General features: G+C 70.2%; 12 protein-coding genes. 6 read left to right on the top strand and 6 right to left on the bottom strand.

Annotated features, from left to right (window positions below):
- Positions 1–637: 637 nt before the first annotated feature.
- The 3 genes from ME121_RS25040 to ME121_RS34285 all read right to left on the bottom strand — a co-directional run bounded on the left by ME121_RS25040 (position 638) and on the right by ME121_RS34285 (position 5311).
- The gene (locus ME121_RS25040) at positions 638–1966 is read right to left on the bottom strand and encodes an HlyD family type I secretion periplasmic adaptor subunit (protein ID WP_043074934.1); all 1329 of its coding nucleotides are present in this window, start codon (positions 1964–1966) and stop codon (positions 638–640) included.
- Positions 1963–3672 carry a type I secretion system permease/ATPase gene (locus ME121_RS25035; RefSeq protein ID WP_348648836.1) on the bottom strand — a complete coding sequence of 570 codons (1710 nt, stop codon included), beginning with the start codon at positions 3670–3672 and terminating at the stop codon, positions 1963–1965. Before ME121_RS25035 ends, ME121_RS25040 begins: the two co-directional genes overlap by 4 nt.
- 118 nt (positions 3673–3790) lie before the next feature.
- Positions 3791–5311 carry a hypothetical protein gene (locus ME121_RS34285; protein WP_280951368.1) on the bottom strand — a complete coding sequence of 507 codons (1521 nt, stop codon included), beginning with the start codon at positions 5309–5311 and terminating at the stop codon, positions 3791–3793.
- A 1596-nt stretch (positions 5312–6907) separates the two neighbouring features.
- Here ME121_RS34285 and ME121_RS25025 point away from each other — a divergent pair.
- On the top strand, positions 6908–8191 hold the full coding sequence (locus ME121_RS25025; protein WP_059409815.1) for a family 16 glycosylhydrolase: 1284 nt from the start codon (positions 6908–6910) through the stop codon (positions 8189–8191).
- A 336-nt stretch (positions 8192–8527) separates the two neighbouring features.
- A complete protein-coding gene (locus ME121_RS25020) occupies positions 8528–9583 on the top strand; it encodes a YihY/virulence factor BrkB family protein (RefSeq protein WP_059409814.1) in 1056 nt (351 codons plus the stop codon).
- A gap of 93 nt (positions 9584–9676) precedes the next feature.
- On the opposite strand, the gene ME121_RS25015 is transcribed toward ME121_RS25020, so the two are convergent.
- Positions 9677–9895 (bottom strand): hypothetical protein, encoded by a 219-nt coding sequence (locus ME121_RS25015; protein WP_089231412.1) that lies wholly within the window; start codon positions 9893–9895, stop codon positions 9677–9679.
- A gap of 494 nt (positions 9896–10389) precedes the next feature.
- Here ME121_RS25015 and ME121_RS34280 point away from each other — a divergent pair, with 494 nt between their 5' ends.
- Positions 10390–10527: a hypothetical protein gene (locus ME121_RS34280; protein WP_164891414.1), complete on the top strand. Its 138-nt coding sequence runs from the start codon at positions 10390–10392 to the stop codon at positions 10525–10527.
- A gap of 653 nt (positions 10528–11180) precedes the next feature.
- Here ME121_RS34280 and ME121_RS25010 read toward each other — a convergent pair.
- Positions 11181–11546: an ArsR/SmtB family transcription factor gene (locus ME121_RS25010; RefSeq protein WP_029359805.1), complete on the bottom strand. Its 366-nt coding sequence runs from the start codon at positions 11544–11546 to the stop codon at positions 11181–11183.
- A gap of 106 nt (positions 11547–11652) precedes the next feature.
- On the opposite strand from ME121_RS25010, the gene ME121_RS25005 reads away from it, so the two are divergent.
- Positions 11653–12399 (top strand): glucose 1-dehydrogenase, encoded by a 747-nt coding sequence (locus ME121_RS25005; protein ID WP_012329512.1) that lies wholly within the window; start codon positions 11653–11655, stop codon positions 12397–12399.
- A gap of 95 nt (positions 12400–12494) precedes the next feature.
- On the opposite strand, the gene ME121_RS34275 is transcribed toward ME121_RS25005, so the two are convergent.
- A complete protein-coding gene (locus tag ME121_RS34275; protein ID WP_179239998.1) occupies positions 12495–12833 on the bottom strand; it encodes a hypothetical protein in 339 nt (112 codons plus the stop codon).
- 143 nt (positions 12834–12976) lie between these two features.
- Between ME121_RS34275 and ME121_RS25000 the strand changes: the two genes are divergently transcribed.
- Entirely contained in the window at positions 12977–13864 is an 888-nt protein-coding gene (locus tag ME121_RS25000; RefSeq protein ID WP_059409812.1) for a VOC family protein, read from the top strand.
- A gap of 931 nt (positions 13865–14795) precedes the next feature.
- Positions 14796–15243 (top strand): Hpt domain-containing protein (locus tag ME121_RS24995; protein ID WP_491892886.1); only part of this gene is annotated, 448 nt, incomplete at its 3' end.

Raw genomic sequence — 15243 nt, 5'->3', positions numbered from 1 at the left:
GGGTCGAGGCAATGTTCACCTTCGCGACGGCCGCCTCCGCCTCGATGCGGCGGCCGGTGTACCAACGACGGCCGTCGCCGGTGCGGCACCCGTTCCGACGCCTCGAACCGTCGCCGCCGTCAGATCAGGACGTCCGCAGCAGCCTGCCCAATCCTTGCCGCACGGTGAGACAGGGCGGTCCGGTCGTGGCGTTCGAGGAGGGCTGCGGGCGCTCAGCCGGGCGCGGGCCCTGCTCAGCCATGCGGGGGGCGATACCGTCGAGGTCGGAGCGCTGATCAGGGCTGAGGTGGCGGCGCACGCGAGCGGAGCCCGGGACCGACCGACGATTGCGGGACCGCGGGTCTCTCGGAAGGCGCGGCAGATCCAGAGCTTCGCCCTGGCCCTGCACGAGCTGACCACCGATGCGGTGGAGTCCGGTGCGCTGACGGTCGAGACCGGCCGACTCGACGCGACCTGGGAGTCGTCCTCGACCGGCGCGGATGCCGGCGACGGGCCTGGGGCTGGGTCGAGAGCGGTGTCGCCATCAATCCGGAGGCGACGACGCGCCGGAGCTACGGCACGGAGCTGATCCTGGAGGGCGTGGCGGGAGCCTTCGACCGGATCGGGGACACGCGTTTCGCGGGGGAGTCGGAGAGCCTCATTTCTCACGAAAAGCGCGTCGGGCCTGATCGACGAGCGGCTTCGTGAGGTAGGAGAGAACGGTTCGGTCGGCAGTTCGGATGAAGGCCTCTACCGGCATGCCGGGCATCAACTTGGCCCCGTCCAGCCGATTCAACTCCTCCTTCGTCACGCCCAGGCGAACAAGATAGTAGAAGCTGCCGGTCCGCTTGTCTTCGCTCACGTCCGCGGCGATCCGGACGACCCGGCCGTTCAGTTCCGGCGTTGTGCGCTGGTCGAAGCTCGGGAAGCGAAGTCCGGCGGCTTGGCCGGTCTGCAGCCGATCGATGTCTTGCGGCGCGACCCGAACCTCCGCGACGAGCGAGTCCGCATTCGGCACGATCAGCATGATCTGCTCGCCCGGGGAGATCACGCCGCCACGGGTGTGGACCGCGAGTTCGTGCACGTAGCCGGTCTGCGGCGCGCGGATCTCGATGCGCTGCAGCTGGTCGAAGGCCGTGATCCTCTGCTCGGTCAGCGTCGCGGCCTTCGCGCGGTTCTCGGCCAGTTCCTTGGCGACGTCGCTGCGCAGATTCTGCTCCAGCTGGATGATCTGAAGCTCGGTCTCCGAGACCTTGCCCTTGGTCTGCGCGATGTTCGCGACGAGGACGCCGCGCTCACCCTTCAGGCGGGACATGTCGCGCTGGAGGCTCGTGAGCCGGGTCAGCTGGATGAGGTTCTTCTTCCAGAGATCCTCGACGCCCTCGTATTCCCGCCCGATGATCGCGGTCTCCTGCTCCTTGGCGGCGGCCTGCTCGGCCAGACCTTTGATCTCCTCGTTCAGCTGACCGATCCGCTCGCGAAGCTGCGCCTTCTGGCCCTGGAGCGCGTCCCGTCGGAAGCGGAACAGCTTGCGCTCGCCGTCGACGATCCGGGCCACTTCCGGTCCGGCTCCCTCGAGCTCGGGGGCGATGGCGAGGCTGTCGCGGCCGTCGCGTTCCGCCTCCAGTCGGGCGTTGCGCGCCGCGATCTCCCACAGGCTCTTGGTGACGCTGTCGTAGGTGGCCCGGGCGGTGGTCGCGTCCAGGCGCACCAGCAGGTCGCCCGCCTGGACGCGCGCACCCTCCTGGATCGGCAGTTCGGCGACGACGCCGCCGGTCGGATGCTGGACCTTCTTGATGTTGCTCTCGACGACCAGCGACCCCGTGGCGATGATGGCGCCGGACAACTCGGTCGCCGCCGTCCAGGCTCCCGCGCCCGTGGCGACGACGATCACGGCGACGACGCCGGCGACGTGCCGCCGCAAGGAGCGCCGCGTCTCGCGGGTCGGATCCGCCCCCGGCCCGATAGGCGTGTGACCCGTCGTCATGCAACCCTCGTGGGCGTCCGTCGCGTCAGGGCATTGAGCTTCGACAGAACGTCGTCGCGCGGACCGTGCAGCTGCACGCGCCCCTCCCCCAGGACCAGGATGCGATCGACCGCCGCCAGGGCACTGGGCCGGTGGGCGATCACCACCACGATGCCGCCGCGGGCGCGCACGCCCTGCACGGCGGCCGACAGGGCGCGGTCGCCGTCGACGTCGAGATTCGAGTTCGGCTCGTCGAGGACCACGAGGAAGGGATCGCCGTAGAGCGCCCGCGCGAGCGCGATCCGCTGCCGCTGACCGCCGGAGAGGCCCAGGCCGCCGGAACCGACGCGGGCATCGTAGCCGCCCGGCAGGCGGAGCACGACCTCGTGCACGCCGGCGGCCTGGGCGGCCGCGAGCAGGGCCTCGGGGTTGGGCTCGGGATCGAAGCGCGTGATGTTCTCGGCGATCGTGCCGTCGAACATCTCGATGTCCTGCGGCAGGTAGCCGACCGCGCGCCCGAGGGCATCGGAGTCCCACTGATCGATCGACGCGCCGTCGAGGCGGATCACGCCGCGACTCGGGCGCGCCAGCCCGACGAGGGCACGGGCGAAGGTGGACTTGCCGGAGCCGCTGGCCCCGATCACGCCGAGGGCGCTGCCGGGGGCGAGGGCGACGTTGACGTCGTGGAGCACCAGGGTGTCGGTTCCGGGCGCCGCGATCGACAGGGCCGTCACGCGGACGCTCTCCCGCGGCGCCGGGAGCGGCGTGAGGGCGGCGGGCTCCCGCCGGGGCAGGAACGCGACGAGGCGGCCCCAGGCCTGTCGGGCGCCCGAGAACGACTTCCAGTTGGCGATCGCCAGGTCGACCGGCGCGAGGGCGCGGGCGGACAGGATCGTGGCGGCCAGCATCACGCCGGCCGTCGCCTCCTCGCGCACCACCAGGAAGGCTCCCAGACCGAGGATGCTGGATTGCAGCACCGTGCGCAGCAGGCGTGCCGTCGTGCCGAAGCCGATGGCCAGATCGTTCCCGTACGCCGCGACGTCGAGGTTCCGCCGGGACCGGACCTGCCAGAGTTCCGCCATGCGGGACCGCATCCCGAGGGCCGAGAGCAGCGGTGCCGTCCGGTGCGCCATGTCGGTGAAGGACCGGCGGTCACCGGCCGTCCGGACGGCTTCCTGAGTGGAGGTGGACGAGGCCCAGTCCGTGAGGACCGTCAGCACGCACAGGAACAGGGCGCCCCCGGCCACCGCCGCGCCGAGCCAGGGATGGAACAGGAAGCAGACCGCGACGTAGAGCGGCACCCAGGGCAGGTCGAAGAAGGCGCTGACCGCCATGCTCGACACGAAGCCGCGGACGGTATCGAGATCGCGCAGGGCCTGGGGTCCGTCGTCGCCGCGCGGCATCTCGGCGCCGCGGGCCAGCAGGGCCCGGAAGATCCGCGGCCCCAGGCGCTCGTCGACGAGGCGACCGAAGCGCGCCAGGATGCGGGCCCGGAAGATCTCGAAGATGCTCTGGATCACGAGCAGCATCAGCGTGATGCCGGCGAGACCGACGAGCGTCGCGATGCTCCGGCTCGGCAGCACCCGGTCGTAGACCTGCAGCATGAAGATCGGGGCCGTGAGCATCAGCAGGTTGATGAGACCGCTGATGATCATCACGGTGATCAGGCACGTGCGTCCGGCCCGAACCGCGGACCAGAACTCCCGGCGCCTCGCGACACGCAACACGCGTTCGTCGGTCACAGATCGATCCCTCGGCTTTGCAGGTCAGCGAAGCGGTTCAGGCCGACGCGACGCGGGCCGCAGCGTCGGGACGGCCCCGCCGCGGAAGCGGCGGGGCCGGATCTCACAGGCCGAGCAGATGCAGGCCGCTCGTGGCCGCGTGGGGAGTCGGGTCCGCGTGCTGAACCTCGGCGTGGCCGCCGAGATCGATCGTGGCGATGCCGAGATCGACGCTGACGCCCTGAGCGGCACCCGCCCCGGCCGGCGCGGCGGATGTCGCCGACACCGCGTCCACGAGGTGGCCGACGAGGGAATCGGCGCCGCCGCCGGTCTGCGGCAGGTGGATGCTGTCGCTGCCGAGCAGGTTCGCCGTGGCCAAACTCGGCTGATCGGCACTCACCGCGATCGCGCTCACCTCGACGGCGTGCGCCGGATCGGCGGAGGGCGTGAGCACGGCGACGTCCGCGACTGGGGTCGCGGTGGTCGGCCCCGCCGACACGTCGATCAACGGGTGGGTCCCGGCTCCCGCCTCACCCGATGGGCCGCCGGTGAGATCGCCGAGCAGGCTCCCGACGGCGCCGCCCGCCGCACCGGCATCGCCCCCGCCCAGGACCGTGGTGACGGCCGCGACGCCGCCGTCGACCGGAGTGCCGGTCTGGTGACCGTCCCCGCCGGCTGCAGGAAGGATTCCCGCGACCGAACCCAGCACGCTGCCGACCGCACCGGTCACGGATCCGACGTCGCTCGCCACCTGCGCCACCGCGGGTGCCCCGTCGCCGGCCAGCACCGCGCCCGGCAGGTTGACGACATCGGTCACGAGATTGCTCGACTCGCCGAGTTCTCCCAAGCCGACCGCGGTTCCGAGATTGATCACGGCGTGGAGCGGGTCGTTCAGGGCCGGCACAGCGTGGCCGACCTGTTCCAGGCCGGCATGGACGCCGTCGATCAGCGTATTGGCGACATCCCCGACCGGCTGCAGCGGCGCGTCCGTCCCGAGGAGCGCACCGGTCACGCCGGAGCCCGTGCCGCCGTTCAGGCCGCCCAGGAGACCGTCGACGGCACCGGTACCCTGGCCACCCGTGGGGCCGCCGAGCGCGGAGGTGACCGGTGCCAGGAGGCCACCGCTCGGCAGGCCGGCTCCGAGACCGCCGCCGGCCGTGTCGAGGAGACCGGTCGCCGCGCCGACAACGCCGCCCAGCGCGTCCGCCACGTGCCCGAGATCGTCGGCGACCTGAGCCACGCCGCCAGGCCCGTTTCCGGTCAGGATCGCGCCGGACAGGTTGATGGTGTCGGTGAGCAGATTGTGGGTGTCGCCGAGTTCACCCAACCCGACCGTGTTGCCCAGCGCGATCACCGCATGGAGCGGGTCGTTGAGGATCGGCACATCGTGTCCGACCTGCTCCAGCGTCGCGTGAACGGCGTCGATCACGGTGTTGGCGACATTGCCCACCGGCTGCAGCGGTGCGTTCGGCCCGAGCAGAGCCCCGGTTCCGTCCAGGGCGCCGCCGGTCACGCCGCCGAGCAGGCCGTCGACCGCGGCGGTGACGGGGGCGAGGAGACTCCCCGTGCCCGGCGCTCCCGCACCCCCCAGGTCGCCGACGATGCCGGTGACGCCGCCGAGCAGGCCGCCGGCAGCGCCGGCCACCGCGCCGACATCGCCGAGGATGGGGACAGCGCCCCGAGCCCCTGGCCGCCCAGGAGGGCACCGGGCAGGGCCGCGGCGTCGGTCAGCAGGTTTCCGGCCTCGCCCAGATGGCCGAGGCCGAGGGTCTCGCCGAGATTGGTCAGGCCGTGGACGGCCCCGTTCAGCAGCGGGATCTCGTGCCCGAGGTTCTCGAGGGTCATGTGGACGTCGAGGACGGCGGTGTTCGCGAGGTTCGTGATCGGGGCGAGAAGGCCGCCCGGCGCGAGCAGGCCGCCGGCGGTCGCGGTGCCTGTGACGGCGGTGATCAGCGTGTCGGTCGCTCCGAGAACGGGACCGAGATCCGTGAGGACCGGACTGGCCGAGGCGAGGCCGCCGCCACTCAGAATCGATCCCGGCACGGCGAGCGTGTCCGTCAGGAGATTGCCTGCCGCGCCGATGTGACCGAGGCCGACCGTCTCGCCGAGGCCGGTGAGGGCGTGAATCGGCGCGTTGAGCACCGGGATCTGGTGGCCGGCATCCTCGAGCGTCGTGTGCAGGTCGAGGACGGCTTGGTTGAGGATCCCCGTCACCGGCGCCAGCGTGCCGCCGGAGCCGACGAGCCCGTTGCCGGCCACGGGCAGTGCCGTGACGGTATTCAGCAAGGTTCCGGCAGCCTCGGCGGCCTGGCCGGCATCGCTCAGCACCGGAACGACGGCGCCGCTCTCGGTCGGGTTGGCGACGGCGCCAGACAGATCCGTGATCAGGTTGCCGCGCTCGCCGATATGACCGAGCCCGATCGTCTCGCCGAGATGAGTCAGCCCGTGGAGCGGACCGTTCAGCGCCGCGATCTGATGACCCGTGTCCTCGAGCTGGGCATGCGTGTCGAGGACGATCCGGTTGGCGGTGTCCGTCAGCGCGTCGGGGAGCAGCGACCCACCCTCGTCCGCGGCGCCGACATCGACGGCACTCTCGACGAGGGAGGCAATCGGGCCGAGGCTCGTCAGCTGCCCGGTCGAGAGTGCGGTGGAGGACAACAGTGCGCTCGACCCGACGAGCCATTCGAGCGAGCGTGACGACGGGTTGAGCGCGGCGAGCGAGGACGACGTCATGAGCACCTCCGGTTTTGATGCGTAACCGGCAGTACAATTTTGGGTTGCAAAAGCGCGCGTCAGTAGTGATTACCGAGCCGGGGCCTCCCGTTGCTGCGCGCTGCCTTTCGGAAGGCCGATGGACGGAGCCGGCCGACCCTCTCGACTTTCGGCCTCAGCCCGAGACTGCCCGCCTCCTCAACGAAGCCTTTGACTCCTGCGAGCCGTCTCCGAAGCGATCTGATACTGGAGGTGGGCGGGGTCATACGCGTGCTCGCTTCAAACGGGCGGGACGCCTGTCGCCCTGAGGCCCGAGCCGGCGCCTCATCCAACGCAGAGTATCGCCGCACAGAACCCGCGCGCGCCGTCGCTCCGCGCGCAGCGACAGCGGCACCCCGCGTGCCGTGCCGTCCCCGAAACCGTGCGCGCCATCACGGCCGGAACCGGCCCACGGTTCCCGTATTACAGCTTATGATTGTACAATCCGGTACAACCGCTCCGGTGCGTGCGGCGACTGTGCAGGTGACCCGTGGGTATCGATCCGAGCAATCTCGCCCAGACAGCGACCCTCACGTACAGCGAGGACTTCGACAGGCTGACGCTCTGGGACGGCACCGCGGGTCTCGACACGTCCGGCGGCCCGCAATGGAGCATCCACGTCACGTCGACCGGAACGCTCCCCTTCAATCAAGAGCAGCAATGGTATGTCCGCGCCGATCAGCCCGCCGGCAGCGCGCTCGCGAGCCCGTTCAGCGTTCACGACGGCATCCTCAGCATCACCGCCGCGCCGTCCGACCCGTCTCACCTCCAGGAGCTGGGGGGGCAGCCCTACACCTCGGGGATGATCAATACCTCCCACAGTTTCAGCCAGACCTACGGCTACTTCGAGATGCGGGCCGAGCTACCCGCCGGTCAGGGCTTCTGGCCCGCCTTCTGGTTGCTCCCGGAGGACGGTTCCTGGCCGCCCGAGATCGACGTGATGGAGATGCTCGGCCACGATCCCGGCACGCTCTACACCACGGTGCACAGCCTGGCGCCCGGCCAGACCCCCGGCAACCACACCGTGAGCCAGGGTATCTCCGCCGTCGCCGACATGAGCGGCGGCTACCACACGTACGGCGTCGATTGGCAGCCGGACACGCTGACCTTCTACTTCGACGGACAGGAGATCTACCGGACACCGACGCCGGCCGGTCTGGACAAGCCCATGTACATGATCGCGAACCTGGCCATCGGCGGCTCGTGGCCGGGCGACGCCGACGCGACGACGCCGTTTCCCGCGCAGATGAACATCGACTACATGCGCGCCTATCAGGCTAATCCGGGCGCCCCCGCGGCGCTGGAGCCGGTGTTCCACTTCTATGACGCGGCCACCGGGCAGCATTTCTACACGGCGAGCGCGGCAGAACGCGCGCATCTGGAGAGCACCCAGTCGGGTTATGCCTATCAGGGCGTCGGCTGGGCCGCCCCGGTGTCGTCGTCGGCCACCGACGACGTCTTTCGATTCACCAACCCGACGACCGGCGACCACTTCTACACGACCAGCACCGCGGAGCGCGACGGGCTTCTCTCGGACGGCTCCGGCTACCACTATGACGGCGTTGCGTTCGACGCCTACGCGAGTTCGGCTGCCGCCGGACCGGGCGCGTTGAACATCGAGCGGTTCGTCAACACCGAGAGCGGGCGCCACTATTACGCTTCCAGCGCCGACGAGATCAGCTACATCGAGCAAGGTCACGCCGGAAGCGGCTGGATCGATGAGGGCCATGCCTTCACGCTGCATGCTCCGACGACGAGCATGTTCGGCATGTGACGATCGATCCCCGACGCTCGACGGGTTCAGAACGCAGGCTCGGACAACGCGGGATCGCGTTCGGGCCGCGAATCGCGCTCGGCCTCGTCAGCCAGGGGTTCCCATCACCGCGGCGCATCGGTCACGGTGGCGCCGGAAGCCGCAACGGCGCCGGTTCTCGGGACGAGAGCCGCCCGGGGGATGGCCGCTCTCGGAGATTGCAAAAGGCCTCCGGAGCGGGTGGTATGGGCGCGAGGCCGAGCCGCGCCACGTGATGCGGCGAGACGGCCGACGCGGCTGGCACCACGCCCGGACAGCGCCTCGTGCGCCCGCGTAGACCGCCGCGCAGGATCCCGCGTGAACCCGGACGAGAGCCACGACGAGGATGAGGGCGACGATTGGCGCTCCGTCAGCACGCGCCGCCCCGACCCGAGAAGCCTCAGCCTCGCCCAGAGCCGCGCGCGCGAACCCGGGCGCGGTCGAACCGCAGATGATCCTGCCCAAATCCCGGCTGTGGGATGGAAGGACGTCCTCTTCAGGGTCGTGTACTCGTTCCCGCGCGATCGCGTGCTCGCCACGGCCGGCGGCGTCGCCTTCTTCGCGCTGTTGGCGACTTTCCCGGCCCTCGCGACCGTCGTGTCGGTCTACAGTCTGTTTGCCGACCCGCACGCCATCAGCCAGCACGTGAGCCTCCTCGCGGGCGTGCTGCCGAGCGGCGTCCTCGACCTCCTGTCCGACCAGCTGATACGCGTTGCCCAGCAGAGCACCGGTGCGCTCAGCACAGCCTCGCTGGTGAGCGTCTTGATCGCCTTCTGGAGCGCGAATTCGGGGGTGAGCGCCCTCTTCGACGCGCTCAACGTGATCTACCGGGAGCGCGAGAAGCGTTCGCTGATGCGCTTCTACGCCACCACCTTCCTGTTCACGCTCAGCGGCATCCTGTTCGCCCTGACAGCCACCAGCTTGGTCGTCGTCCTTCCGATCGCGCTCAACCAGCTCGGTCTGGGCGCCCTGACGGACGCTCTGCTGCGTCTGGTGCGCTGGCCGGGACTGCTCATCCTCGTGAGCCTGGGCCTGGCCGTGACGTATCGGTACGGACCCAGTCGGCGCGACGCCAAGTGGCGTTGGGTGAGTTGGGGCGGCGCCGCCGCGGCCGTCTCCTGGGTCTGCGCCTCGGTCTCGTTCTCGTGGTACGTGGCCAGCTTCGACAGCTACAACAGGATCTACGGCTCGCTCGGCGCGGGCATCGGATTCATGACGTGGATCTGGTTCTCGGTCGTGATCGTGCTTCTCGGGGCCAAGTTGAACGCCGAGATCGAACGTCAGACCGCGCGCGACAGCACGACCGGGCCGCCGAAGCCGCTCGGGTCCCGCGAGGCCCATGCGGCCGATACCGTTGGCCCGCCAGATGGTTGAACGCGGGTCGGTGAGGCGACGGGATCGCGGCCTGGACGCGAAGCCGCTGCGCCGGCCGGCCGAGAGCGGAACGGCCGCTCCCTTTCTCGCTGCTCAGGACAGAGACGGGAGCGGGCCGGTGAGGTCGGGCCGCTCCTCGATCGTCCAGACGGCGTCGAGGATACGGCGAACCGCGCGCGTGCCGAGACGCTCACCGGCATCCATGCGAACCTCGCGCTCGACGGCATCCCGGGTCATCGGCCGTGCCACGAAGCCCGTGCCATCGTCGGCCTGGCGGCCGATCTCGCGCCCGTCCGCCGGTGCGGCGGTCACGCGGTTCGGCACCGTTCCCGGCTGCGTGGTCGTCAGGGCGGCCTCCTCGGCCGCGGTGATCCGGTCGATGAGCGCCAGCGGGGACGGGTCGCGGAGTCGGTCTTGGGCTTAGCTGGCGCTGGGAATGGCGACGTCGAGCATCGCCCGCGCGGATAAAGGGCTGGCCGTGGTCGGCCGTGTCCCTTGTCGTGGGGCGCCACTTCTCGTGAAGCGGCCGGCGGTGACGTAGCCGCGATGCATCGCTGCCGGGTCGGACAGGTCCCGACACGGCTTACGGGATCTCGGCCCGTCGAGCGGGGAGCCCGCCTCCTCGCGTCGGCGAGCCTCCTCACCCCGTCCTCGCGCGCATGATCGTCGGGCCGAGCACCGGCGACCGCCGCTCCTAATCCCGGCACGCACATGCAGGCGCCGCATGCCTGGCGTGAGGAATGTGGCATACCAAGACGGCGTGTGCAGTGCGATATCGCCGTCACGCACCGCACAACAGGACGCCGATGACCCTCTTCACCGCTCTCGCGCTTCTCCCCTTCGCCGCCATCGCCAACTTCGCGCTCGTGGTGGCGCTGGCCAATCAGTTCGACGACGACCGGCCGGCCGCGGGCTTCCCCGGCGCGGTCCCGACCCTCGCCTGAGCTGTGCCCAGCCCGCCTCACGCGGGTGAGATCTAGCCTCCCCCGGAACCTGGTCCGGGCGTCAAGGAGCCTCCGGGACTTCCCGGAGTTGCTCCTGTCAGTGGTCCACCTCCGACGCGCGCTCGCGAGCCGTGGCGGCCGGGTCGGAATTTGCGAGGCGTCGAGCCGCCCTGAGCCGCATCGGCACGATCGTCGCTGTCGGGGTGCCTCCGGTCCCGGGCGCCCTCACGGCCCTCGGCCAGGGTCGGAACGGCGAGGCCTTCCGGCACGCCGGACGCAGGTGCGCCACCGCGTCCAGAGTCTCGTCACCGGAATGGGGCTGAAGTCGGCTCTCGGATTGAGCGAGAGCGCTTCTCGCGTGCGGCAATCGACGACCGTCGGGATCCGGAGCGGACGCCCGTCGAACGGGCGGACCTGAAGTCCATCACCCAGACCACGTCGGGGCCGCCGGATCTCCGGCAGACCGCGTCCGCCATCGCACCGCTCCCCGCCTGCCGCAGGGCGGAAGCGATCGGCTGCCTCGCGAGGTGGTCGGGCGGCACGGCATCCATCCCCATCGGGATCCGGGATCACCCGAAAATTCGCCCTCAACGCGGACCGGTCTGCCGGGTCAGGGCCAGGAGCGGTTCCCGACGCGGACCCAGGCCGCGTCTTCAGCGCGACGCGGTGGTCTTCGCGGCCTGCAGCTCGGAGCCCGCGTCCGAGGCGTAGGCGTTGATGATCCCCGCCAGCAGACCGGGAAAGCGTGCCTCCACCTCGAGCCAGCGGGAATGGTTGCGCACCTCGACGCCGTGGCGTTCGCTGCGGATCAAACCGGCCTCGCGCAGCACCTTGAAGTGGTTGGACAACGAGGATTTCGGGATGACCCGGTCCCCGACCGCCGAGACGGCCGAGCAGGCCTCGACACAGCCCGCCTGCATGATCTTGGCGAAGATGGCTGCCCGGCTCGGGTCGGCGAGCGCGTGCAGGATCGCCTCCGGACGCACGTCCTCGATAGCGGGGTGAAACAGCGGTCTCATATTTCGTCCCTATGGGGTCTTGAACGACGCTCCGTTAGTTCCGAAGTTCCGAACTATGGGTCGATGGCTGCCATACCGGAGCCGGCCCATATCGGAGATAGCACACATGTCGAAGCTTGCGGGCAAGGTCGCCGTGGTGACCGGGGCATCCAAGGGCATCGGTGCGGGGATCGCCAAGGCGCTGGCACAGGATGGCGCCGCTGTGGTGGTGAACTACGCGTCCAGCAAGTCCGGGGCCGACGCCGTCGTGGCGGCGATCACCTCGGCCGGCGGCAGGGCCATCGCGGTCCAGGGGGACGTCTCCAGAGCGTCCGAGGCGCAGGGGGTGATCGAGGCGGCGGTGCGGGAATTCGGGCGGCTCGACGTGCTCGTCAACAATTCCGGCATCTACGAGTTCGCGGCGATCGAGGAGGTCACCGAGGAACACTATCGCCGCCAATTCGACGTCAACGTGCTCGGCATCCTGCTGGCGACGCGGGCGGCCGCGAAGCATCTCGGCGCGGGCGCGAGCATCGTGAACATCTCCTCGGCGATCACGCACGTGCACACGCCGACGGCGGCGGTGTACGCGGGCACCAAGGGCGCGGTGAACGCCATATCGGGGGTGCTCGCCAACGAGCTGGCCCCGCGCAAGATACGCGTGAACGTCGTCAGCCCGGGCTTCGTGGTGACTGAGGGCACGCACACAGCGGGCGTCGTCGGCTCCGAGATGGAAACCGGTCTCGTCGCGCAGACGCCGCTCGGCCGTGCCGGTCAGCCGGACGACATCGCCACGGTCGTGGCCTTCCTCGCGTCCGACGACGCGCGCTGGCTCACCGGCGAGAACATCACCGCCAGCGGCGGCATCCGCTGATACACGACGACGACACCTGCGCGCAGGGTCCAGGCAGACTGCGCGCAGGGGCGGATGCAGGGCGGCGATGAGCGGGCCGGTGCCGAGGACGGCCCTCAGCCGCACCGTGCCGCGGACGGATCTACGGCGTCGGAAGTCGATCGCGGCCGACAGCAGGACCGTCCGCGGCAGGCCCTGGCCCAGGACGTCCCTGCCGGTCGGCGCCCAGTGGGGTTGCCCGACACGTTGACGACGTTCGCCGGCAGGGTCAGCGCCCGGTCCCGGAACGTGGGAGCGCAGCGCAGGCCGACATCGCGGGTCGCCCCGTCCGGGATCTTCTGGCTCTTGGCGCGGTCGTGGTATTGCGCCGACGTGTCGATCACCCGGCCGGTGAGCGTCAGGCCTGGAACGCGGCCCGGCGGCAGGTCGTACCCGCCGTAGAGGTTGAGCGGCAAGGACGCAGGGCCCGCACCGGCACGCCGTCGAGCAGGCTGACCCCGACCGGGACACGGATGCCCGCCACCGGGGAGACGAGAACCCGCTGAGGGCCGGCCGCAATCCCGTCTCTCAAACGGGCCGAGCACTCTGGAGACGGACCATGGCGACGCCAGCTTCAAGCCAGCCCCCGGTCGGACCGGACCGCGTCCTGGCCGAGGCGCCGTACCGGATCGGTACGGTGACCCTCGTCGTGCGCGACCTCGGCGCGCTCACGCGGTTCTACCGGGACATCCTGGGGCTCCGCATCCTCTCGGAAGCCGACGGTGCCGTGCAGCTCGGGACGGGCGACGCCACGCTCCTCGTCCTTCGGCACGACCCGGATGCGCGGCCACGGGCGCCACGTGAGGCCGGCCTGTTCCACACGGCGTTCCTGCTCCCCGGCCGGGGCGACCTCGGAGCTTGGCTCCTGCACGCGGAGAAACACGGCATCGCGCTCACCGGCGGCGCCGACCACCTCGTGAGCGAGGCCGTGTACCTCGACGATCCGGAAGGCAACGGCGTGGAGATCTACGTCGACCGCCCCGCCTCCGCGTGGCAGCGCGCCTCGGACGGTACGGTCGTGATGCGCAACGAACGGCTCGACCAGGCCGGGCTCGTCGCGGCCGCGACACGTCCCTGGTCGGAGATGCCGGCCGCTGCCCGCGTCGGGCACGTCCATCTCCAGGTGGGCGCGCTCGAAGCTGCGGAGCGCTTCTACGCGAAGCTGCTCGGTTTCGACGTGATGTGCCGCTATCCCGGTGCCCTGTTCCTCGGCTCCGGCGGCTATCACCACCAGCTCGCCGGCAACGTCTGGAACAGCCGAGGTGCGGCCGTCCGATCCGAGGGGCTGACGGGCCTCGCCGAGGTGGCCCTGCTGGTCGATGGACCGACCCTGGCATCGGCAAGAGACCGGCTGCGCGAGGCCGCCGGGGTGCTTGGCGGAGCCGGCGGCACGCTCGTCGTCCGCGATCCTTGGGGCATCCCCGTGCGGCTCGTGCCCGCGGATTGACAGCGCCGCTGGCGCGCGATCGGACGGATACCTGCGGTGCGCGATCTGGACAATATTCGCTGCCTGAGGATCGCCTACGGCTGAAGCCCGATAGTCTAGCGATCTGCGCCTCTGCCCTCTCCGCAGGAACCTTCCTGATCGTGACTGACTGGTCGAAGATCGCCGCTGTTCATCCCGTCGAGACGCCCGAGTCCTCCGTCTCGTCGACGTCGAAGCCGCCGTCGCGTTGAGACGCGGTCCCGCGCCGGACATGCAACGCGCGAGAGGCTTGCGCCACGACCGTTCGGCTCGGAGGCGCGATGCTGGATCGGCATGCCGAGATGTAGCGGCGGGAGGAGCGCGGGGCCGGCTCGGGCAACAGTCGGAGATATGAGGACCGGCGCGTCCGGCCCCGGAGAGCGATCACCTCGGATCTCCCGCCGGACGCCGGCACCGCGGTCAACCTTCAGAAGGCGCTGGGCCTACTGCCGACATCGCCGGCGGTGCCGACGTCGCGGGCCGTGATCCAGGCCCACCGCGGATCGGGCCGATCCGCGGTGGACCGCCTGTCCGTCATAGAACCCGGAGATCGCCATGCGCCGGCCGGCACGCGAGATCGCCGGCCGCTCCCTCGATCCTGTGATCCACCTTTCCATATATCTCAGTATAACATGAATATATTCGAGTCATTGCGTCAGAGACGATCGACGAGAGCGCACAATATATGTCGTTAACTCAAAATTTGCGGTCTGCTTATAGATGTTTATAGAGATCGTGACTCTGAACTGCGTGGCTTTCTGCTCCCTTTGACGGGAGATGATGGCCAAGGCAGTCCCGCGGGTGTCCCGGTCTCGGCAAGGTTCGCGCGGATCAGCACCGGAGACATCCGCTCGCTGCAGTCCGCGCGCTCCGCTCTGTCCGTGCATTTCGCGTGCGAGGGTCCGATCGTCCCATGACTGCCCTGGATCCCGCGGAGATCTTCCGCGCCGAGGCCGCCGAGCTGCTCGCCTGCCTGGAGACGACCCTGCTCGACCTCGGCGACCGGCCCGAGGACCGGGCCCTGATCGACACCGCCTTCCGCGCCCTGCACACCATCAAGGGCTCGGGCGCCATGTTCGGCTTCGAGCAGGTCGCCGCCTTCACCCACGACTTCGAGACCGCCTTCGACCGCGTCCGCCGCGGCGAGGTCCCGGTCGGCCGCGACCTCGTCAACGTCTCCCTCTCGGCCAAGGACTTCATCCGCGGCCTCATCGAGGAGCCCGAGGCCAGCGCGCCCATCATCGGCGAGGCCATCCTGGCCGAGCTCGAGCAGCTCCTCGGCGCCGCGGGCGCCGACGCAGCCCAGGCCGCTGCCGCTGCCGATGCCGCTGCCGATGCCGCTGCCGATGCCGCTGCCGCTT

It is taken from the genome of Methylobacterium sp. ME121 (genome assembly GCF_000974725.1).
Taxonomy (GTDB): Bacteria; Pseudomonadota; Alphaproteobacteria; order Rhizobiales; family Beijerinckiaceae; genus Methylobacterium; species Methylobacterium radiotolerans.
This window is presented reverse-complemented; position numbering and strand designations above follow the sequence as displayed.